We start from the raw sequence: 20,706 nt of genomic DNA, 5'->3' as shown, positions 1-20,706 counted from the left end.
ATGTTCCCCACCGATCCTGACCAGCGGCCCGACGACTCCTCGCCCCGCCCCCAGCGGGTCTGGCCGCGCAACCTCGCCTTCGCCCTCGCCGCCGCCGCGGTGACCGTCGGCGCCTTCACCCTGCTGCGGCCCTCCGGCGAGGAGGGCGGGGGATCGGCGGCCCCGTCCGCGGCCCCGTCCGTTTCCGAGTCCCCGTCCCCGTCCGTTTCCGCGTCGGCGTCGGTGTCGGCTTCGGCGTCCGTTTCCGTCACGGCTTCCGCCGCCGCGGCCCGGGCCTCCGCCACCCCGGACGCCTCCCTGCTGCCGCTCGACCAGCTGTTCCCCGCCCAGGTGACGGCGGCCGGCGGCGAGGTCTACACCAGGGTCGGATCGACCGTCATGAAGTCCTGCGTCGAACCGGACTCGGTCGGCCCGCGGCTGATCGGGATGATCCGCGCCTCCAAGGGCTGCCTGGGCGAGCAGATCGCCCTGTACACCGACAGCGCCAAGAACCAGTACAACCTGGCCGTCTTCACCATGGCCGACCCCAAGGACACCGTCCACCTGGTCACCACCCTCAGCATGGCCTTCGACGACTACCAGGTCGGCGCCCAGGCCCCGCCGCCCGCCTCGGGCCTGACCACCCTGCCCCCGGACAGCGGCATGGTGCAGGCGTTCTCCGGCGCCGGCCGGGCCATGGTCGCGGGCCTGGGCCAGTGGGCCGACGGCCGTGCCGGTGACTACCAGACCCTCGTCGACAAGCACCTGAGCCCGCTGCAGAAGGCGGTCGCCCAGGCCGTCTTCGCCCACGAGTCCGGCCGCTGAGTCGCCGAGTCGCCGAGTCGCTGAGCCGCTGGGGCGCTGGGGCGCTGAGCCGCTGGGTCCGATGACCGGCTGAGCCCGCTGAGCCCGCTGAGCCCGCCGACGGCCGGCCGGCCGGTCGGGCCGGGCGGTGCGGGACCCGGCGGCCCGGCACGCTCCCCCGTGGCGTGCCGGGCCGCCGGCGCGGAACGGAACTCGACGTTCCGCTGCGCGGTGTCCCTCAGGGAGGATGCCAGGGCGTCACCCCCGCCGTGTTGGCGCTGAGTGGACAGTCCTTGGCATTGCGTGCACTGATCCGGGATTCCCGCCCGCTCGTGCGCACCTGGTGCTCACGATGCGGGGTTTTCGCGCCCGTCGGCCCGGCCCGTACGGGCCGCGCCGCCCGCGTACGGCTGCCCGCCGCCCGTACGGCTACCCGCCGACGGCCCCGCTCCCGCCCCCGCTTCCGACCCCGCCCCCGCTCCCGGTCAGGGCGCGGTGGCGGTGCTCGCGGGGGGAGAGGCCGTACGCGGCCTTGAAGGCGCGGCTGAACTCGGCGGCGCGGGGCAGGCCGCAGCGGGTGGCGACGGCGTGGACGGGCAGGGCGCGCAGCGCGGGGTCGGCCAGTTCGCGGCGGGCCCGCTCCAGCCGGCGGCGGCGGATGAAGGCGGCGACGGTCTCGCCGCCGGACTCCCGGCCGAAGAGGCGGTGCAGGTAGCTGACGGAGATGTGGTGGGCGGCGGCGATCACGGCGGGCGTCAGCTCGGGGTCGTGCAGGTTGCGTCCGATGAAGGCCCGGACGTGCTCGACCAGGGCCCGCTGCCGGCTGTCGTCGGGCACGGCGGCCTCGGCGTCCACCTCCCGGGCGAGCCAGGCGGCCACCAGGTCGACCACGACGCCGCCCAGGCGGGGGGCGTCGGCGGGGCCCAGGAGGGCGGCCTGCCGGTCGAGGTTGAGCAGGAAGTCCGAGAGCAGCGCGCAGGTGCCCTCCCGGGAGGAGAAGCCGCGGCCCAGCAGGTCCTCCAGCCGGTGCGGCGGCACCGGAAGCAGGGCGGAGGGGAAGTCGACGCCGACGGCCTCGATCCGCAGGTCCCCGGGGGAGCGGGCGGCGCGGGAGCCGAAGGCCCGCAGGTCGAACGGGTGGGAGCTGTCGAGCATGTGCAGGTTGCCGGGCCCGAAGGTCTCGGTGCGCCCGGTGTCGCGGGTCAGGGTGAAGCCGCCGTCGAGCAGCAGGGTGAGGTGGAACACCTCCGGGTCCGAGCGCCGCACCCGGCGCGCGGTGCGGTGGAAGCGGGTCGGCTGGAAGGAACTGCGCAGGAGGGTCACCGGGCCCAGTTCCAGGCGCCGCATCTCCGCCCGGAAGTCGTCGCAGTGGACGCTGGTCACCTCGCTGTCCCGGGTGCGGCTGACCAACTCCCGCCAGCAGTCGAACCGTTCCGTCACGGGTACGCCCTCGCTGCGGAACACGCTCTGCGTGCTCGTGGCCACTGTCCGCCCTTTCCTTCCGGGGTCCGTCCCCTTCCTGCCCGGCCGGGCTCCCCTCCCCACCAGGTGTCACCGGCTCCTTGCAGCCGGTGACACCGAAACCTACAAGGTCGGGCCAGGTGGCCTCCGCCCGGCCCCCGGTCCGGCGGCCGGCCGCGGGAATCCCGGTGAACCGGCCGCCGCCCGCATCCCGTTGGCATGGACGCAGGGGTCGAGAGGCCCCGGTCCCACCGCACGACGGCGGGCGGGCCCCCGGGTCCGTACGGCCGTCCACGACACCGTGCCGCGGCCGGTCGGGAACCGCGCCGCAGCAGAAACGAGGGGAACGATGAGGAACACCGGAACGGTCAAGCGAGCCCTGTCCCTGGTCGGCGCCGCCCTGGCACTGGCCTCGGTCACCGGACTGACGACCGCCACCAGCGCCTCCGCCGACGTCAACAGCGAGTGGAACTGCTCGCGCAACCCGAGCGGCTGGGACCACATGAACTGGGGCAGCTGCCTGCTGCCCGGCGACTCGCTCGTCTCCGGCAACGGCGACTACCGGCTGCTGTACCAGAACGACGGCAACCTCGTGGAGTACGACACCAACACCGGCTACGCGCTGTGGGCCAGCGGCACCAACAGCGGCGGCCCGGGCAAGGTGATCATGCAGTACGACGGCAACTTCGTCGTCTACGACACCTTCAAGAAGGCCAAGTGGTGGTCCGGCACCGCCCTCGGCTGCAACCCCAGCGCCAACTGGGCGCGCATGCAGAACGACGGCAACTTCGTCGTCTACCGCCCGCACGACAACAACAGCCCCTGGGTGCCGGTCTGGTCCTCGTACAACGGCCGCGTCGGCACCTGCTGACACCCGGACGTTTCGTACGCCCGTACGCCCGTACGCCCGTACGCCCGTACGCCCCGCATGCCCCGCATGTCCCGTACGCCCTGCATGCCCCGCACGCCCTGCCGGCGGCGGCCGGACCCGCGGCCGCCGGACGGTCAGCTCGCGTCCGGGGCGTCCGGGGCTTTCGGAGCTCCCAGGGTGCTCGGGGCGTCCGGGGCGCCCAGCGCGAGGGTGAAACTGAACCGGTCCCCGCGGTAGAGGGTGCGCACCTGCTCCAGCGGGCGCCCCGCCGCGTCCAGGCTGCGGCGGTGCAGCAGCAGCATCGGCAGCGCCGGCGGGGTGCCGATCAGCAGGGCCTCGCGCGGGCTGGCCAGCACCGTCTCGATCCGCTCGTCGGCGGCGCCGAGCCGCACCCCCTGCTCGCGCAGATAGCCGTAGAAGGACCCCTCGGGGTCGAAGTCCCGCGCCAGCGCGGGCACCCGGGCGACCGGCACGTACGTCGACTCCAGTCCGACGCGCTCCTCGTCCGCGCGCAGCACCCGCTCCAGGTGCCACAGCGGCTCGCCCTCGGGAACCTCCAGCAGCCGGGCCATCGCCGCGTCGGCGGGCAGCCGGTCCAGGGCGATCAGGGTGCGGCCCGGGCGCAGGCCCTGGCGCGAGACGCCCTCGGTGTAGCTGCTCAGGGACAGCGGCTGCTCGATCTTCGACCCGGCCACGACCGTGCCCCGGCCCTGCCGCCGCAACCGGCCCTCCAGCAGCAGCTCGCGCAGCGCCTGGCGCACCGTCGCCCGCGCCACCCCGTGACGCTGCGCCAGATCGACCTCGGTGGGCAGCCGCCCGCCCGGGCCCAGCTCGGCGATCAGCTCCTCCAGGCGGGCCTTGACCAGGTAGTACTTGGGCACCCGGCCGTGCTCGGGGACGCCGGCGCGGGCGGGCTCGGGGACGGCCCTGGGGATGGGGTGGTTCACCGCGCAAGCGTATCGAGCGCCGTCCGGGCCGGGCGGCCGCCCCGGAGTGTGTGATCACGGAAGCATAACGGGTCTGGTCTGAATTTCTGCGGTTGTTCATACAACCGTGGATTCGCGGAGGGCCCGTCCTCGCCCGCCCCGCCCATCCTCACTCCCGGTGCAACTGCACCGTGCTGCCGACCAGTTGGGAGTCCTCCGTTGCGCACCCCGCGCTCCACCCGCACCGCGGCCCTGGCCGTCACCCTCGCCGCCGCCACCGCCGCCGCCGGGCTGATCGTGCCGACCGCCACCGCCGCGACCGCCGCCACCACCGCTGCGACCGCCACCGCTGCGACCGCCACCGCCACCGCTGCGACCGCCGCCGCCGGTGCGTACCAGGGCCTGCCGAACGGCACCAAGCAGGCCAAGACCCTCGTCATAGGCGTCGACGGCACCCGCTACGACAAGCTGCTCACCGCCGACGCCCCCAACCTCAAGGCGCTGATGGCCGGCGGCATGACCGCCACCGGCAACCTCTACGCCAACCCGCTGGCCCCCACCCTCTCCGGCCCCGGCTGGTCGACCGTCGCCACCGGCGTGTGGCCCGACAAGCACCAGGTGAAGGACAACAGCTTCACCGGCTCCCGCTTCGACCTGTACCCCGACTTCGCCACCCGCCTGGAGAACGCCGACCCCGCCAACTCCACCCTGGTGATCGGCTCCTGGAACCCCATCGCCGGCAACGTCTTCAACGGCCGCGCCGACCTGCGCCTGCAGGAGAGCGAGAACGACACGAAGACCGCCGCCGACGCCGTCGACTACCTCTCCCACGGCAACCCCGACGCCACCTTCCTGCACTTCGACCAGGTCGACGAGGCCGGCCACAACCACGGCGGCGCCAGCCCCGAGTACGCGGCCGCCCTCCACTCCGCCGACGCCCTGGTCGGCCAGGTCCTCCAGGCCGTCAGGTCCCGCCCCACGTACGCCGCGGAGGACTGGCTGATCCTCGTCACCACCGACCACGGCCACACCGACGCCGGCGGCCACGGCGGCAACAGCGCCAACGAGCGCCAGACCTTCCTGATCGCCAGTGGCGCCGGCTGCACCCCCGGCTCGCGCCGCTACGACGTCAAGCCGGTCGACATCGCCCCCACCGTCCTCAAGCACGAGGGCGCCCCCGTCGACCCCGCCCGGCAGCTCGACGGCCGCCCGATCGACGAGATCGTCCCCGACGCCTTCGACGCGCTGCGCCCGGGCCTGCAGGCCCGCACCGACGAGAGCGGCATCCCGGCCGCGGTGAAGGGCTGGACCCACACCCCGCCGGCCGGCTGGAGCATCGACAACTCCCGCATGCCCACCGGCGGCGTCACCGAGTGGCGCGGCTGGACCTTCGCCACCGACGAGTTCTGGACCGCCGCCCAGCTCGGCCAGTCCCGCGAGACCAATGTGCGCGCCCGCAACGTCTTCGCCGTCGCCGACTCCGACGAGTGGGACGACAAGGCGCACGGCGCCGGCCAGTTCGACTCCACCCTGGTCAGCCCCGCCTACCCGGTCTCCGGCGCGAGCCGCGGCGTGCTGTCCTTCGCGACGAACTACAAGGTCGACGGGCCGCAGACCGGCGACGTCTACGTGGTCTTCGACAACGGCGCCCCGCAGCCGGTGAAGTCCTACCGCAGCGACCTCAACACCGTCGAGAACCTCCCCGTCGCCATCCCGGCCGGCGCCACCACCGCCCGCTTCCAGTTCCGCTACACCGGCACGAACAGCGCCTTCTGGACCGTGGACCAGGTCGCCTTCACGGCCTCCTGAGCCGGACGGCGCGCGGGCGGGGGAAGGGCGCCGGGCCCCGCCCCCGCCCGCGGCCGTGCCGGCCCGCCCCCGCCCGTTGCCCGGGCCCGCTGATGCCCGTTGCCCGGGCCCGTTGTCGCCCGTCGCCCGGGCCCGCCGTCGCCCCGGAGCGGCCCACCCCTTGCATTGCAGCGCGTGTGCAACTATTGTTCCTGCATGTAAGGCGCGTCTGCACCAATCACTCGGCGCAGGCGCAACCCCCGGCGGGTGCCCCCTCCCCACGGACCCCCGCCCGCTCCGCAAAGGCACTGACATGTCCCTCAAGGAACTCCTCCCCGGCAAGCTCGGCTTCGGCACCGCCCCCCTCGGCAACATGTTCCGCGCGATCCCCGACACCGAGGCCGCCGCCACCGTCGAGGCCGCCTGGGAGCACGGCATCCGCTACTACGACACCGCCCCCTTCTACGGCGCCGGCCTCTCCGAGCAGCGCCTGGGCGAGGTCCTCTCCGCCAAGCGGCGCGACGAGTACGTGCTGTCCACCAAGGTCGGCCGCGTCATCCTCGACGAGCTGGAGGAGGGCGACCGCGACCTCGGCGAGAAGGGCGGCCTGTTCGAGCACGGCAACCCCAACAAGATGCTCCACGTGTGGACCGCCGAGGCCACCGAGCGCTCCATCGAGGACAGCCTCAAGCGCCTGGGCACCGACCGGCTGGACATCGTCTGGGTCCACGACATCGCCCAGGACTTCCACGGCGACCAGTGGCTGGCCAAGTTCGAGGAGGCCCGCACCGGCGCCTTCCGCGTCCTGTCCCGCCTGCGCGACGAGGGCGTCATCAAGGCCTGGGGCCTGGGCGTCAACAAGGCCGAGCCCATCGAGCTCACCCTCGCCCTCGACGAGCCCAGGCCCGACGGCTTCCTCCTCGCCGGCCGCTACACCCTGCTCGACCACGAGTACGCGCTGCAGCGCCTGCTCCCGATGGCGCAGGAGCAGAACGTCGACATGGTCGTCGGCGGCCCCTACAGCTCCGGCATCCTCGCCGGCGGCGCCCACTTCGAGTACCAGGCCGCCCCGGCGCACATCATCGAGAAGGTCGCCCGCCTCAAGGCCGTCGCCGCCCGGCACGGCGTGTCCATCAAGGCCGCCGCCCTGCAGTTCTCCCTCGCCCACCCGGTGACCGCCGCCGTCGTCCCCGGCGCCACCAGGCCCAGCCGCATCGCCGAGGACCTCGCCGCGCTGAACGAGACCGTCCCGGCCGCGTTCTGGCAGGAGCTGCGCGCCGCCGGCCTCGTCAGCCCGGCCGCCCCGCTGCCCAACGGCGCCTGAACCCCCACCCCGCACCCCCACCGCAGTACAGGAGAAACGATCATGGCCTCCACCTCCGTCAGCCGCATCGTCCCCGCCTCGCCCGGCCAGGTCTGGAACCTCATCGGCGGCTTCGACGCCCTGCCCGACTGGCTCCCCTACATCCCCGAGAGCACCGCGTCCGAGGGCGGCCGGGTCCGCAGCCTGAAGAACCCCGAGGGCGACGTCATCGTCGAGCGCCTCGTGGACTTCAACGAGACCGAGCGGCAGTACAGCTACGCCATCCTCCGGGCCCCCTTCCCGGTCACCGGCTACGTCTCCACCATCCGCGTCCACGCCGTCCCCGGCCGTGACGACATCGCCGAGGTCCAGTGGTCCGGCCGCTTCAACCCCGACAACGCCACCGAGCAGGAGGTCGTCGACCTGTTCGCCGGCATCTACGCCGACGGCCTCGACGCCCTCGACAAGACCCTCGCCCAGGTCCTCGCGGGCTGAGCGGGGCACCCCGCCCCGGCGCCGCGGCGGCCCGGACACCCAGGGGATCGGGTGTCCGGCCCGCCGCGGCGCCGGAATCCCGCGGCCCCACCCCTCGGAGGCCGCCCGGGCTGCCGGCCCCGCGGGCCCGTACGGGCGGCGGGCGTAGGCTCCGACCGGTGACACCGAGACCGACACCGCCCGCCGCGCCCGGCCCCGTCTGGGCCCCGCTCACCTCCGCCACCGACGTCGAGCGCGCGACCGGCCTCGCCTGGCTGTCCGGGCTCGGCCACAACCGCGCGGCGCCCGCCGACCTGCTGCTGCGCCTCCTGGACGCCGGCACGCACGACGTCCTGCACCGCGACGACCTTCCCGAGGAGGTCGTGGACGCCGCGATCGCCCACCCCGGCCGACGCGTGCGGATCGCTGTCGCGGAGAGCGGCCGACTGACACCGGCGCAGTGGGACAGGCTCATCGCCGCCACACCCGGGTCGGGCCTGCGCGGGCTGTTCACGGAACTGGCCGGCGCCGCCCGGAAACCGTCGCCGGGCGACGCCCTCCCGCCCGCCGACCCCGCCGACCCCGCCGAGCTGGCGGCGACGGCCGCCGCGACCCCCGACATCGGCCCCGGCAGCGGGAGCGCGGAGCTGCGGTGGGTCACCGCCCTGCACGCCGATGCCGAGGCCATGCGCCTGCTCGCCGCCTCCCCGAAGCTGCTGGTCCGCCGCAGCGTCGCCAGGGCGCCGCGCCTGCCCGCCGACGTGGCCGACCTCCTCGCCCGCGACGAGGACCGCGTGGTGCGGATCTTCCTGGCCGAGTCCTGCGACGATGCCCCGCCCTGGATGCTCCTGGACATGGCGGCGTGGTGGGACGGCACCTTCTCCTTCCCCGGCCGCCCGCGGAACCACCCCAACTTCCCCCGCGAGGGCCTGCTGCGCCTCGCCGCCGACCCGAACCCGCGCCTGCGGGCCGCCGCGCTCGACGACCCCGCCACCACCTGCGCCGACGTCGAGCGGGCCGCCGCGGACCCCGACCCGGTGGTCCGCCGGGCCGCCGCAGGGCACCGCCGGCTCGCCCCGGCCACCGCCGCCGCGCTCACCGCCGACGACGACCGCGACGTGCGGTGGCTCGCCCGGACCAATCCGGCCCTGCCGCCGGAGGACCTGGTGGCGCTGCTGCTCGATCCGCGCGGGGCCGCGACCGGCGCCCGGAATCCCGCCGTTCCCGGCGTCGTCATGCACCGCATGGTCGATCTCGCCCTCGCGCACGCCGGGATCCCGCCGGCGCCGTGATCCGTCGTCCGCCCGGGCGGCGAGGGCGCCGGTGTCGGTGCTGGTCAGGGCTCCTCGGCGCTGTATAGCCTGACGGGGCGTCGGGCCGGACCGGGAAACGGAAGTTCGATGACGAACTCCCTCGGCGGCGGAAGCGGCACCTTGCCGGTGCCGAACAGTGCGCGGACATGCGAGCCGCGCGGCCGGAAGGGGCAGTGGCGTGGACTACGGACTGATGTCGTTCGGATCGGCCCTCGGGGAGCCCGTCGCCGTCGCCGACGTGGCGTCGGAGTACACCGAGGACGTCGAACGCGTCCTGGCGTACGGCTACCGCGCCGTCCACCGCAGCCCGGCCGGGGTCGGGCTCACCGACCTGGCCGTCGACGCCGCCCGGGCGGCCCTGGACGAAGCGGGCACCGACCCCGCCGAGCTGGACCTGGTGGTCCTCGCGATCACCGACATCCCCGAGTACCTGTACTGGGACGCGGCCGCGAGCCTCCAGGACCGGCTGGGCGCCCGCCGTGCCGAGGCGGTCCTCGTCGGCCAGGGCTGCGTCAGCGGCATCACCTGCTTCGACCTGCTCGCAGGCCGCTTCGCCACCCACCCCGAGTACCAGCGGGCGCTGGTGGTCGGGGCGAACCGGACGTGCGAGCCCTACTGGAACCGGATGCACACCAACTCGCTGCTGTTCTCCGACGGCGCCGGCGCCGCGGTGGCCGGGCGCGGCCACCCCGAACTGCGCTGGCGGGCCAGCGAGACGATCAGCGACGGCCGCTACGTCGACCTGTTCCGGATGGACCAGGGCGGGGCGGCCGACCCCTTCCGCGGCGGCCGGACGCCCCCGCCGGCCCGCGACGCCTGGGGCCTGATGGAGTTCTTCGACTACGACACCGACCGCTTCCAGGAGTTCGCCGGCCTGATGGGCGAGCGGGTGCGCGAGGTGGTGGCCCGGGCCTGCAAGCGGATCGGCGCGTCCGTCCCGGACCTGGCCAGGGTGGTGCTGCTCAACGACAACCTCGGCACGCTGACGAAGCTGGCCGACCGGCTCGGTGTCCCGGTGGAGCGCACCAACCTCGAAATCTCCCTGGAACGGGGCCACTTCGGGGCCGCGGACCACCTCCTCGACCTCCATCACCACCGCGCGTCCGGGCACTTCGGCGACGGCGACCTGATCGCCCTGGCCGGCATGGGGCGCGGCATGCACTGGAGCTGCACCCTCCTGGAGTGCTGACACCACGAACTGACGTGAACAGCCGGAAGGTTGGCCGTGCACACAGGCTGTTGCGGGTGGCCGAACCGTCCCTATACTGCCGTTGCCCGTCGACCAGAACCGGCCACGGGCATCCGCTGCCGCGCCCGGTCAGGGCGGCCGGCCGGCCCGTACGAGGGAGAACCGATCATGGTCAAGCACTACCTCAAGTACGCCTTCAGCACCCTCACCGCCGCCATGTTCCTCCACATGGTCTGACCTGATCGGGGCCTGATCCGATCGACCCCGGCCGGGGCCGGGTGGCGTACCGTCCGACCCTGGCCTGGGGAGTCCGCTTGTTCGCGACCGCGCTGAGTCAACTGCGTTACGGCGCAGCAATCCTGACGAACCGTCGAATACGTCCGAACGACCTGGAACGCCTCGCGCGGGACCTGGTCGCCACCATCGCCGAGTTCGGCGAGCCCGGCGAGGACTCCGCCCTGCTGCCCGGCCGGGCCGGACACGTCGACCCGCAGGTGCGGCGCGAGGTGGCCCGGCGCAGCCTGCGCGCCACCGCCCGTACCGCGGCCCGGCACACCGCCCACTACCGCCGGCAGTTCGCCGAACTCGACCTCGACCCGGCCCGGTTGGAGCCCGAGGACTGGTCGCGCGTCCCCGTCACCCCCAAACAGGCGCTGCGCGCCCTGCCCGCCGCCTTCGTCTCGGACGCCGCCACCCCCGTCCTGATGGCGCTCACCACCGGCACCAGCGGCACCCCCACCGCGGTGTGGTTCTCCCGCGCCGAACTCGAGTGCGCCGTCGCCTTCAGCACCATCTCCGCCGTGCTCGGCCTCGGCCTGCGCCCCCGCCACACCGTCGCCTACGCCGGCTGCTCCCGCGCCACCCTGCCGCTGGTCAACGCCGAGGAGTCGGCCACCCGCGCCGGCGCCGGGTTCGTCCAGTTCGGCACCGTCGGCCCCGCCGTGGCCCTCGACCGCCTCGCCGCCCCGCTCGGCCTGCCCGGCAAGGACCCCCGGATCACCCACCTGACCACCTCCGCCTCCTACCTGGCCGCCCTCGTCCAGGAAGCCGAACAACGCAAGTGGCGCAGCACCGACTTCGGCCTGCGGTCGATCAGCGTCGGCGGCGAGGTGCTCTCCGCACCCCTGCGCCGCCGCGCCGAGGAGGTGTTCGGCGCCACCGCCACCTCCGCCTACCTGATGACCGAGATCCTGCCCTCCGGCGCCACCCCCTGCACCCGGGGCCACCTCCACCACACCACCGAGTTCGGACACCTCGAAGTCCTCGACCCGCTCACCTGGCAACCCACCGCCCCCGGCGCCACCGGCACCGTCGTGCACACCCCCTACGTGCCCTACCGCGACTGCACCCTGCTGCTGCGCTACGCCACCGGCGACCTCGTCCGCCTCCCCGCCGAGCCGCCCACCTGCGAACTCGCCCACCTCCCCGCCACCTCCGAGATCCTCGGCCGCTGGAACGGGCCGCTCAGCCGCACCGTCACCACCCGCGAGGTGCTCGACCTGGTCGAGGCCGAACCGGAGGTCCCGCTGCCCGCCCGCCACGCCCTCACCGAAGGCCCCGACGGCCCCCACGGACCCGCCCGCCTGCACCTGCTGGTCGACCGGCTGCCCGCCACCGCCCTGCGCGGCCGCCTGGAGGAGCGCGCCCACGCCGCCGGCCTGCGGCTGTCCGACATCGTGCTGTACGAGGACCGCGCCGCCATGCCGCCCACCGCGCCTCTGCGCGCCGACCTGCGCGAGCACACCTTCGACACCCTCGACACTCCCGACACCGCCGGCGGCCCCGGCGCCCCCGGCACACCACCGGCGCCCCCGGCACCGTCGACGGCCCCGGCCGCGGGAGGAACCGCATGACCGTCAGCCCCGCCGCCCTGGCCGCACTGAGCGCCGCCGTCGCCGCCGAACTGGCCCTGGCCGCCTGGTACCTCGCCCGGATCCGGATGCCCCGCCCCCCGGTCGGCGTCTACACCGGCGGCGACATCGCCGTCCTGTGCGCCGGCGTCGTCCTCGCCCCGCTGCTCTACACCGCCCTGCCCGGCGCCGCCGTCTCCGCCGTCTTCGGCCTCGTCGCCTGCCTGGCCGTCCAGTTCACCCTCGCCCCGCTGCTCGCCGCCACCCGGCTGCGCGCCACCCCCTGGTCCTGGGCCGCCGCCCTCACCGCCACCGCCGCCACCACGCTCGCCGCCCTCACCGGCCACCCCGGCGCCGCCCGGGCCGGCAGCGACCTGATGATCGCCGCCGCCGTCGTCGGCGTCGCCAACCTCTGGACCCAGAGCGGCCTGCGCTCCGTCCACACCGCCGCCCTGGCCGCCGTCCTCACCGCCTACGACCTCACCGCCACCACCCTCACCGACACCACCGCCCGCTTCTTCGAACAGGTCCAGGACCGCCCCTTCGCCCCGATGCTCGCCCTCACCGGCGGCCCGGCCCCCGTCGCCGTCGGCCTCGGCGACCTGCTGCTGCTCGTCCTGTACCCGCTGGTCGCCGCCAAGGCCCACGGCCGCACCGCCGCCGCCGTCGCCGCCCTCCTCGGCCTGCTGACCACCAGCGCCGTCAGCGCCTGCTTCGCCCTCGGCTGGCTCACCACCGGATTCCCGCTGCTCACCGCGCTGGGCCCGCTCATCGTCGCCCAGCACCTGTACTGGCAGCGCCGCTCGGGCGGCGAGCGGACCACCGCCCAGTGGCGCGAGGGCCACCCGCTCCCGCTCCCCGCCCGCTCCGGCACCGGTACCCGACCCGGACCCGACACCGAGCCGGACGCCGCCCTCGCCGCCCCCCTCCCCGAGGGCACACCCCCGGGCACTTAGTACGGCAACGGTGCTTACCGTGACGGTTGTTAGGTTCGCTCGCTGGGCTGTTCACGGGTGGGGACATGTCCGATCCCGGTGGCGTGCTGATCGTGGACGACACCGGGTTCCTCAAGAAGGGAACGCGGTCGGCCGGGTAGGCCCCGTAGCCGATGCCGCATCAGGCAACGTTCGCCCTGTCGGAGGTCCTGCCTGTCGATGGCTTCGGCCGCTGGCGATAATCGTCCGATGAGTGCCATCGAACGTCCTTTGCCGCCCCTGAACGCCGACGAGAGCACCACGCTCGAAAGCTGGCTTGAATTTCACCGCGTCACCCTCGCCGTGAAGTGCGAGGGCCTGGACGATGAGCAGGCCGCTGTCGCGTCCGTGCCACCGTCCGGCTTCACCTTGACCGGCCTCGTCCAGCACATGGCGGAGGTGGAGCGGAACTGGTTCCGCCGAGTGTTCGCCGGAGAACAGGCCCCGCCCATCTACGACCCGCAGGCCGACCCGTCTGCCCCCGACGGCGGCTTCGAACTGGCCGAGGGCGCCACACTGCACGACGCCCTCGCCACCTGGCATGCGGAGATCGCCCGCGCCCGCGAGCTCTGCGCCGGCCGCGCTCTGACCGACACCGGCCGTTTCATGGAGCAGGACGTCAGCCTCCGCTGGATCTACGTCCACATGATCGAGGAGTACGCCCGCCACAATGGCCACGCCGACCTGCTCCGGGAGCGCATTGACGGCACCACTGGTGTGTGACGCCGGATCAGGCAGGGCCGCCGCCCTGTTGTGACACGATGCGCCGCCGGGTTCCGTGCCGGGCGGCGCGTCGTGTCAGGGTGCTCGGGTGGCTGAACGTGTGAGCGTGCGCGAGATCGATGACGACGAGGGCCAGCGCATCCTGCTCCGCGAGGAAGGCGTCTCCTTTCAACGCCCGAAGACCTGGAAGACCTCCCGCGACCCGGACTGCGCGGCCGAGAAGGCCCGCGTCGAGCACCTCTGCGCGGCTCGCGGTCGGGGTCCTTGTGCTCGCCGCCGCGCTCGGCCCATCGAGCGGCGCACCCACCGAACGTTGCCTGATGCGGCACTAACCCCCCTCACCGGAGCACGTGTAGAGGCGCTGCTGCATCGAGGCTTCCACCTGGGCGGCGATCCGGCGGTCGGAGGCGGCGTCGCAGATACGCAGTTCGTGGTCGGCGGGCAGGGCGGTGAGTCCCCGCAGGGCCACGGCTGCCGTCCCGCTGTGGGGTTCGGCCGCTCGGGCGGCTTTCAGTACCCGGGATCCCGTCCCGGTGGCGTTGCGTAGCGGCGGAAGCGATACGTGGTTGATCCACAGCGCGGCCGCGAAGGGCAGCAGGAAGGCCGCCAGCAGGAAGGCCGCCAGCGGGACGGGCCAGAGCCCTCGGTGCGCGCCCGTCCACGCCCCTGCGACCAGGAACGCGAGGAACACCGCGCCGATCAGCACCTCCATCCACCGGTTCACCCGGCATACGCGTTCGACGAGGTCCTCGTCGTCGGCCAGGCCCCGCGCCGCGAGCCGCGCGCGCAGGGCCTTCGCCTCCGGGGACTTCTCCACCGCCCAGCGCAGCGTGGTGAGATCGCCGGTGCGCGCGGACCCGAGTGAGCGCGCGGCCGCCGCCTCGAACTCGTCTCCGGCACCGTCCTCCGCTCCCGCGCCGGTGCCGGCTGCGGCGGGCGTGGTCAGCGTGACGTCACCGGAGCGGGAGGCAACCAATCGGCCGCGCTCGTACATCTCCGTCACGGTCATCACCCCCAGGTTCCCGGCCAGGAAGGCGAGTTCGACCCGTGTCGGGTCGAACTCCCGCCCGGTCGCCAGCTGTTCCGCCCGGCGCAGCTCCCGCAGCCCGGCGTAGCAGCGCACGGCGGCCACGGCCACCGCCGCCGACACTCCCAGCAGAAGCACCAGGACCACCCACATGACGTCCCCTTCCCCGTCGAGCCAGCCCCAGTGTGTGGCCCGCGAAGACCGTCGGGCAAGTGGCAAGTGTGTTATGCAGAACGGGAGTTGACCCTGATCTGGCGCCTGCCTTCCCGCCCGGCGGGCAGGGACGCGACGGAGCCCGGGCGCGTGGTCGGGCGGGGGAGGGGCCGTCAGAGGGTGACGAAGCGACGACCGCCGCAGGACAGGGCGTGGAGGGCGGTGCCGTGGTGCAGCCGGTCGGTGTGGCGGGCACGGCAGGACCGCACTGGGCGGGCGGCCCAGGTCCGGGGTGGACGTAGAACCCCCTGAGGTCTGCTGGAAACCGCGGGTGGGGTGCCTGGTCTGCTGGGCTCCGGGCGCCGATGTCAGTGCCGGCCGTCATGATTCCCGCATGATCGAGACCGCAGCCCCGCTCTCCTCCCCGTCCGCGTACGCCGACGCCGTCGCCACCGCCGTCCGGGCCGCCGCCGCGTACTACGGCGACGGCTCCACCCCGCTCGGGGACGACGAGTACGACGCCCTGCTGCGGGCCATCGCCGCCTACGAGAGCGCCCACCCCGGCCAGGCCCTGCCCGACTCGCCGACCGGAAAGGTGGCCGGCGGCGCCGCCACCGGCGACGTCCCGCACAGCGCGCCGATGCTCTCCCTGGACAACGTCTTCTCCACCGAGGAACTGGAGTCCTGGGCCGCCGGCCTCGAACGGCGCCTGGGCCGGCCGGTCGCCGCCTGGTGCGTGGAGCCCAAGCTCGACGGCCTCGCCATCGCCGCGCGCTACCGCGCCGGGCGCCTGCAGCAGCTGATCACCCGCGGCGACGGCCTCGCCGGCGAGGACATCACCCACGCCGCCGACGCCGTCCTCGGCCTGCCCGCCGAGCTCACCGAGCCCGCCGACATCGAACTGCGCGGCGAAGTCCTGCTCACCCAGGAGCAGTTCGAGCACGCCAACCGGGTGCGCGCCGAGCACGGCGCCACCCCCTTCGCCCACCCCCGCAGCGGCGCCGCCGGCACCCTGCGGGCCAAGGACCGCCCCTACCGGATCGAACTGACCTTCTTCGCCTACGACGCCGTCGGCCCCGAGGGCCTCGACCACAGCGCCCTGCTGGACCACCTCGCCGCCCTCGGCGCCAACACCGCCGCCACCACCGACGCCCGCCCGCGGCGCTGCGCGGGCATCACCGAGGTCCAGCAGCGGATCGAGGAGATCGCCGCGCTGCGCGCCGAACTGCCCTTCGGGATCGACGGCGTGGTGGTCAAGGCCGACCTGGCCGCCGACCGCGCCGAGGCCGGCCTGGGCTCGCGCGCCCCGCGCTGGGCGGTGGCCCGCAAACTGGCCGCCCAGCACAAGGTCACCCGGCTGCTCGGGGTGGAGTGGAACGTCGGCCGCACCGGGATCATCGCCCCGCGCGCCGTCCTCGAACCCGTCGTCATCGACGGCGTCACCGTCACCTTCGCCACCCTCCACAACCCCGCCGACATCGAACGGCGCGGGCTGATGATCGGCGACCAGGTCTTCGTCTACCGCGCCGGCGACGTGATCCCCCGGGTGGAGGCCCCGGTGCTCGACGCCCGCACCGGCGCCGAGCAGCCGATCGCCTTCCCCCAGGCGTGCCCGCGCTGCGGCGACGCCATCGACACCACCGAACAGCGCTGGCGCTGCACCCGCGGCCGCAACTGCCAGGCCGTCGCCTCCGTCCTCTACGCGGCCGGCCGCGACCAGCTCGACATCGAGGGCCTCGGCGGCACCCGCGCCGTCCAGCTCGTCGAAGCCGGCCTGGTCGCCGACCTCGCCGACCTGTTCACCCTCACCCGCGAGCAACTGCTCACCCTGGAGCGGATGGGGGAGACCAGCGCCGTCAACCTGCTCGCCGCGATCGCCACCGCCCGTACCCAGCCGCTCAACCGGGTCTTCTGCGCCCTCGGCATCCGAGGCACCGGACGGACCATGTCCCGCCGGATCGCCGCGCACTTCGGTTCGATGGCGGCGATCCGCGCCGCCGACGCCGAAACCCTGGCCGGCGTCGACGGCATCGGCGCCGAGAAGGCCCGCGTCGTCGCCGCCGAACTCGCCGACCTCGCCCCGCTGCTGGACCGCCTCGCCGCCCTCGGCGTGGGCACCGCCGTCACCGCCCCGACCGCCCCCGCCGCCGCGGCGGGGGAGAGCGGTACGGGAGAGGGGAGCGGCGCCACCGACGGGAGTGACGACGGGAGCGACGGCGGACCGCTGGCCGGCGAGGCCGTCGTCGTCACCGGCAGCATGACCGGTGCCCTCGCCGACCTCTCCCGCAACCAGATGAACGAACTGATCGAACGCGCCGGGGGCAAGGCCTCCTCCTCGGTCTCCAAGCGCACCACCCTCCTGGTCGCGGGCGAGAAGGCCGGCTCCAAGCGCGCCAAGGCCGAGGAGCTCGGCATCCGCATCCTCACCCCCGAGGAGTTCGCCACCCTGGTGGCCACCCACCTCCCGGCCTGACCACCTGCCGGCCTGACCACCACCGGTGCCGACGGCCGGTGCCGGCCCTCCCCGTCCTCCGGCAGCGGGGTGCCTTCCGACTGCGCCCCCTCTTCCTCGGTCTGCGGGGCGGTCACCCTGCTAGCTTGCTGGACGGTCGCCAACCAGGCCGATCCCGGAAGCAGTTGACCGCACACCACAGTGAGGAAACCGAACGATGACACGACGCTCACTGCCCGTTCCCCTCGCCGCCGTACTCGCCCTGCTCGGCGCGGTCCTCCTCCCGGTCGCGGCGCAGGCCGCGCCCGCCGAGGTCCCGGCCGCAGCCGGCGCGCCGGCCGTCCGCATCGACGCCGACCCCGCCGCGAACCCCGCCCTGGCGGCCGGCTGGTCGGACTGGGAGTCCCTCGGCGGCTCGGCGATCAGTGCCCCGGTCGCGTCCTCCTGGGCCGCCGGCCGGCTCGACCTGTTCGTCGTCGGCGGCGACAACGCCCTGTGGCACCGCTGGTACGACAACAGCACCTGGTACGCCTGGGAGTCCCTCGGCGGCAAGCTGACCGGCAACATCTCCGCCGTCTCCTGGGGGCTGGGTCGGATCGACGTGGTCGGCACCGACGCGGTCAACGGCGGCCTCACCCACCGCTGGTACGACAACGGCACCTGGTACAACTGGGAGGACCTGAGCGCCGGCCTCACGTCCGTCAGCCCCGTGATCTCCTCCCAGGGGCTCGGCAGGCTGGACCTCTTCCTCCCGGTCGGCAAGGACCTCCACCACCGCTCGTACGGCAACGGCGCCTGGACGGGTTGGGAGAACCTCGGCGGGGACCTGTACAGCAACGCCGCCGCCGTCTCCTGGGGCCCCGGCCGCGTCGACGTCGTCGGCCGGGCGCAGGACGGCGGGCTCCGCCACACCTGGTACGGCAACGGCTCCTGGAACGGCTGGGAGACGCTCCCCGCGCAGATCACCGGCACCCCGGCGATCTCCTCCCGGGGCCCCGGCCGACTGGACGTCTTCGCCTGGGGCCCCGGCAACCACATCTGGCACGACTCCTACGACGGCGCCTGGAGCCAGTGGGGCGACGTCGGCGCGGTCGACTTCCCGCCGGTGGTGGGCGCCGTCTCCTGGGGCCCCGGCCGCATCGACCTGTTCACCTTCGGCGCCCAGAAGTCCGTCGCGCACAAGTGGTACGCCTGACCACCGCCCGACCACCGTCCGACCATCGCCTGACCGCCGCCCGACCGGCACCCGGGCCCCGAACGGCCCCTCCCGCCACCGCCCCCGGCGGGTCCTCGCCCAGGACCCGCCGGGGGCGGTGGCGTTCGCGGGGGAGTGACGCACGGGCGGCGCGGGGGCGGCGCGGGGCAGCGGCGACGGCCCGACGGCGCTACGGGGGGTTGCCGTTGGCGGCGAGGCGGGCGCTCACGTCCGCGTGGGCGCGCTCGGAGCGGGTGTTGGCCGGGTCGTGGACGAGGCGCAGGTAGTCGTAGAGGATCCCCACGCACGCGTCGCGGGTGGAGCAGGGCGCGTCCGGGACCAGGTCGAGGCCCCTGGTGATCTCCATCAGCCGGCCGTCGGCCGCGGCGTACACCGGGTGCCAGACGAGCCGCACCGCCGGGTCCAGCGCCATGACCACCCGCAGCTGCGGCACCTCCTGCGCGATGAGGACGCTCTCGGGGTCGTAGGCCCGCAGGAAGATGTGGACGGGGCCGCGGGCGCGGCTCACGAAGGCCTTGGACAGGACGTTCCACATCGGCGTCTTGAGCATCCAGTCCGGAGTCAGGGCCAGCCGGTCGACCACGCCGCCGAAGGCGGTGGCCTCCAGCGGGGTGTGGCCCTTGGCGAGGGCGTAGTCGCTGATCTCCCGGCCGCCCGACCACAGGGCCAGCGTCGGCGTGTCGATCTCCAGATGGTCGCCGACCACCTTCACCAGCTCCTGGTACCAGCTGTTCGACGCGCGGTGGTCGCGCTGGTCCTGGCGCTCGGTGAACCGCGCCATGGCCTCGTCGTTGAGCCGCCCCTGGTCGGCGATGCCGCCGAGGACGAGCTGCCAGGCGATCTCCGTGACGTCCCCGGAGAAGCCCGCCCGGGCCATGTCCTCGCGGAACGTGCCCCACTCGCCGTGCCCGGTCGGGTCGGCGGCGTCGCGCCGCGCCTGCTCCCGGACCCCGGGGGCCTCCTGGCGCTGCAGCCGGCGCGTCACGGCCGCGTTGCCCACCGTCCGCTGGAGGGCGGCGAGTTCGGCCGGGTGCGGCGCCCTGCCGGGGGCGGCGGGCAGCGCGGCCGGGCCCGGCGTCGTACGCCTCCTCGGCGCGGCCCCGGGCACCGGCGGCACCGAGTGTGTCACGGCCTTGCGCACGCTTCCCGGCCCTCCCGTTCCGCCGTCCGGCCCCCGGCCGTCGAGACTACGGCCCCGCGCGGGCGTCCACGAGGGCCGAAAGGGCAGCGCGGGGGCAGCGCCCGGGGGCGATGCCGACCCGTGGCCGCGCACGGCCGTCCGGCCGCCCGGGTGGACGTAGGACCAAAAGCCGATGTCCCCGCGCCCCGCACCCCGGTGGAATGGCCGGATGGATCACGCGCCGCACCCCGACCAGCCCCCCGCCGGCCTCACCGCCGCCCAGCGGTCCGCCTACCTCGACCGCATCGCCCTCCCCGACCCCGGAGCGCCCTCCCCGCAGGCCCTCGCCCGGCTCCAGCTCGCGCACCTGCGCACCGTCCCGTTCGAGAACCTGAGCATCCACCTCGGCGAGGGCGTCGACCTCGACCCCGCCGCCCTGCGGACCAAGGTCGTGACCCGCCGCCGAGGCGGCTTCTGCTACGAACTCAACGGCTCCTTCGCCGCGTTGCTCACCTCACTCGGCTACCGGGTCAGCCTGCTGGCCGCCCGCGTCTTCGACGGCGAACGGCTCGGCCCGCCGCTCGACCACCTCGCCCTGCGGGTGGACCTCGACGAGCCGTGGCTGGTCGACGTCGGCTTCGGCCGCTTCAGCCGCCACCCGCTGCGCCTGGACGAGCGCGGCGAACAGGCCGACGCCGAGGGCGCGTTCACCCTCGTCCCGACCGGCGGGCACGGCGACCTGGACGTCCTGCTGGACGGCGCGCCGCAGTACCGCCTGGGCCCGCGCCCGCACGAACTCGCCGACTTCGCCCCGACCTGCTGGTGGCAGGCCACCTCGCCGCACTCCCACTTCACCCGCTCGACGACCTGCTCGCTGCTCACCGCGGACGGCGGCCGGGTGACCATCAGCGGCAACCGCCTGATCACCACCGCTCCGGACGGCGGGCGCACCGAGCGGACCCTCGCCGACGACGAGGCCCTCGCCGCCTACCGCACCCGCTTCGGGATCGCGCTGGACCGACTCCCGGCCCTGCCGGTCGCCCCGGTCGTCCCCGTCCCCTCGGGCTGAGCGCTCGGCGGCCG

At 74.5% G+C, this 20,706-nt stretch carries 17 protein-coding genes and 1 pseudogene; 14 read left to right on the top strand and 4 right to left on the bottom strand.

Going from position 1 to position 20,706, the window contains the following annotated elements; genetic code table 11:
* Positions 1 to 804 carry a hypothetical protein gene (locus ACFVUY_RS30715; protein WP_387735438.1) on the top strand — a complete coding sequence of 268 codons (804 nt, stop codon included), beginning with the start codon at positions 1 to 3 and terminating at the stop codon, positions 802 to 804.
* Positions 805 to 1,212: 408 nt separating this feature from the next.
* Here ACFVUY_RS30715 and ACFVUY_RS30710 read toward each other — a convergent pair whose 3' ends face one another.
* Positions 1,213 to 2,268, bottom strand: a complete 1,056-nt coding sequence (locus tag ACFVUY_RS30710; RefSeq protein WP_387735436.1) for a helix-turn-helix domain-containing protein — start codon at positions 2,266 to 2,268, stop codon at positions 1,213 to 1,215.
* Positions 2,269 to 2,593: 325 nt separating this feature from the next.
* Here ACFVUY_RS30710 and ACFVUY_RS30705 point away from each other — a divergent pair, with 325 nt between their 5' ends.
* A complete protein-coding gene (locus ACFVUY_RS30705) occupies positions 2,594 to 3,115 on the top strand; it encodes a hypothetical protein (protein ID WP_387692326.1) in 522 nt (173 codons plus the stop codon).
* A gap of 134 nt (positions 3,116 to 3,249) precedes the next feature.
* Here ACFVUY_RS30705 and ACFVUY_RS30700 read toward each other — a convergent pair whose 3' ends face one another.
* Positions 3,250 to 4,062 (bottom strand): GntR family transcriptional regulator, encoded by an 813-nt coding sequence (locus tag ACFVUY_RS30700; protein WP_387692324.1) that lies wholly within the window; start codon positions 4,060 to 4,062, stop codon positions 3,250 to 3,252.
* A 198-nt stretch (positions 4,063 to 4,260) separates the two neighbouring features.
* Here ACFVUY_RS30700 and ACFVUY_RS30695 point away from each other — a divergent pair, with 198 nt between their 5' ends.
* The 9 genes and pseudogenes from ACFVUY_RS30695 to ACFVUY_RS30655 form a co-directional block, all read left to right on the top strand.
* Entirely contained in the window at positions 4,261 to 5,850 is a 1,590-nt protein-coding gene (locus tag ACFVUY_RS30695; RefSeq protein ID WP_387735434.1) for an alkaline phosphatase family protein, read from the top strand.
* 292 nt (positions 5,851 to 6,142) lie between these two features.
* On the top strand, positions 6,143 to 7,153 hold the full coding sequence (locus ACFVUY_RS30690) for an aldo/keto reductase (protein WP_387735432.1): 1,011 nt from the start codon (positions 6,143 to 6,145) through the stop codon (positions 7,151 to 7,153).
* 42 nt (positions 7,154 to 7,195) lie between these two features.
* Entirely contained in the window at positions 7,196 to 7,627 is a 432-nt protein-coding gene (locus tag ACFVUY_RS30685) for an SRPBCC family protein (RefSeq protein WP_387735429.1), read from the top strand.
* A 158-nt stretch (positions 7,628 to 7,785) separates the two neighbouring features.
* Complete coding sequence (locus tag ACFVUY_RS30680; protein WP_387692317.1) at positions 7,786 to 8,898, top strand: hypothetical protein; 1,113 nt, start codon at positions 7,786 to 7,788, stop codon at positions 8,896 to 8,898.
* Positions 8,899 to 9,097: 199 nt separating this feature from the next.
* The gene (locus tag ACFVUY_RS30675) at positions 9,098 to 10,108 is read left to right on the top strand and encodes a 3-oxoacyl-ACP synthase III family protein (protein ID WP_387692315.1); all 1,011 of its coding nucleotides are present in this window, start codon (positions 9,098 to 9,100) and stop codon (positions 10,106 to 10,108) included.
* Between the two features lie 314 nt (positions 10,109 to 10,422).
* Positions 10,423 to 11,961, top strand: a complete 1,539-nt coding sequence (locus ACFVUY_RS30670) for a phenylacetate--CoA ligase family protein (protein WP_387735426.1) — start codon at positions 10,423 to 10,425, stop codon at positions 11,959 to 11,961.
* On the top strand, positions 11,958 to 12,914 hold the full coding sequence (locus ACFVUY_RS30665) for a hypothetical protein (protein ID WP_387735423.1): 957 nt from the start codon (positions 11,958 to 11,960) through the stop codon (positions 12,912 to 12,914). Before ACFVUY_RS30670 ends, ACFVUY_RS30665 begins: the two co-directional genes overlap by 4 nt.
* A 228-nt stretch (positions 12,915 to 13,142) precedes the next feature.
* Positions 13,143 to 13,655 (top strand): DinB family protein, encoded by a 513-nt coding sequence (locus ACFVUY_RS30660; RefSeq protein WP_387735420.1) that lies wholly within the window; start codon positions 13,143 to 13,145, stop codon positions 13,653 to 13,655.
* 118 nt (positions 13,656 to 13,773) lie between these two features.
* Positions 13,774 to 13,902: pseudogene (locus ACFVUY_RS30655) on the top strand (IS630 family transposase); the annotation flags it as partial.
* Positions 13,903 to 13,983: 81 nt separating this feature from the next.
* Here the strand turns inward: ACFVUY_RS30655 and ACFVUY_RS30650 are convergent.
* The gene (locus ACFVUY_RS30650) at positions 13,984 to 14,835 is read right to left on the bottom strand and encodes a TIGR04222 domain-containing membrane protein (RefSeq protein ID WP_387735417.1); all 852 of its coding nucleotides are present in this window, start codon (positions 14,833 to 14,835) and stop codon (positions 13,984 to 13,986) included.
* Positions 14,836 to 15,229: 394 nt separating this feature from the next.
* Here ACFVUY_RS30650 and ligA point away from each other — a divergent pair, with 394 nt between their 5' ends.
* The gene (gene ligA / locus ACFVUY_RS30645; protein ID WP_387735414.1) at positions 15,230 to 17,308 is read left to right on the top strand and encodes an NAD-dependent DNA ligase LigA; all 2,079 of its coding nucleotides are present in this window, start codon (positions 15,230 to 15,232) and stop codon (positions 17,306 to 17,308) included.
* 196 nt (positions 17,309 to 17,504) lie between these two features.
* Positions 17,505 to 18,482: a hypothetical protein gene (locus tag ACFVUY_RS30640; RefSeq protein ID WP_387735411.1), complete on the top strand. Its 978-nt coding sequence runs from the start codon at positions 17,505 to 17,507 to the stop codon at positions 18,480 to 18,482.
* A gap of 190 nt (positions 18,483 to 18,672) precedes the next feature.
* Here the strand turns inward: ACFVUY_RS30640 and ACFVUY_RS30635 are convergent, their stop codons facing one another.
* Positions 18,673 to 19,644 carry a hypothetical protein gene (locus ACFVUY_RS30635; RefSeq protein WP_387735408.1) on the bottom strand — a complete coding sequence of 324 codons (972 nt, stop codon included), beginning with the start codon at positions 19,642 to 19,644 and terminating at the stop codon, positions 18,673 to 18,675.
* A gap of 208 nt (positions 19,645 to 19,852) precedes the next feature.
* Between ACFVUY_RS30635 and ACFVUY_RS30630 the strand changes: the two genes are divergently transcribed.
* A complete protein-coding gene (locus ACFVUY_RS30630) occupies positions 19,853 to 20,692 on the top strand; it encodes an arylamine N-acetyltransferase (RefSeq protein ID WP_387735405.1) in 840 nt (279 codons plus the stop codon).
* Positions 20,693 to 20,706 lie beyond the last annotated feature (14 nt).

The sequence above is a fragment of the Kitasatospora sp. NPDC058063 genome (assembly GCF_042885395.1).
Lineage (GTDB): Bacteria > Actinomycetota > Actinomycetes > Streptomycetales > Streptomycetaceae > Kitasatospora > Kitasatospora lactacystinica.
This window is presented reverse-complemented; position numbering and strand designations above follow the sequence as displayed.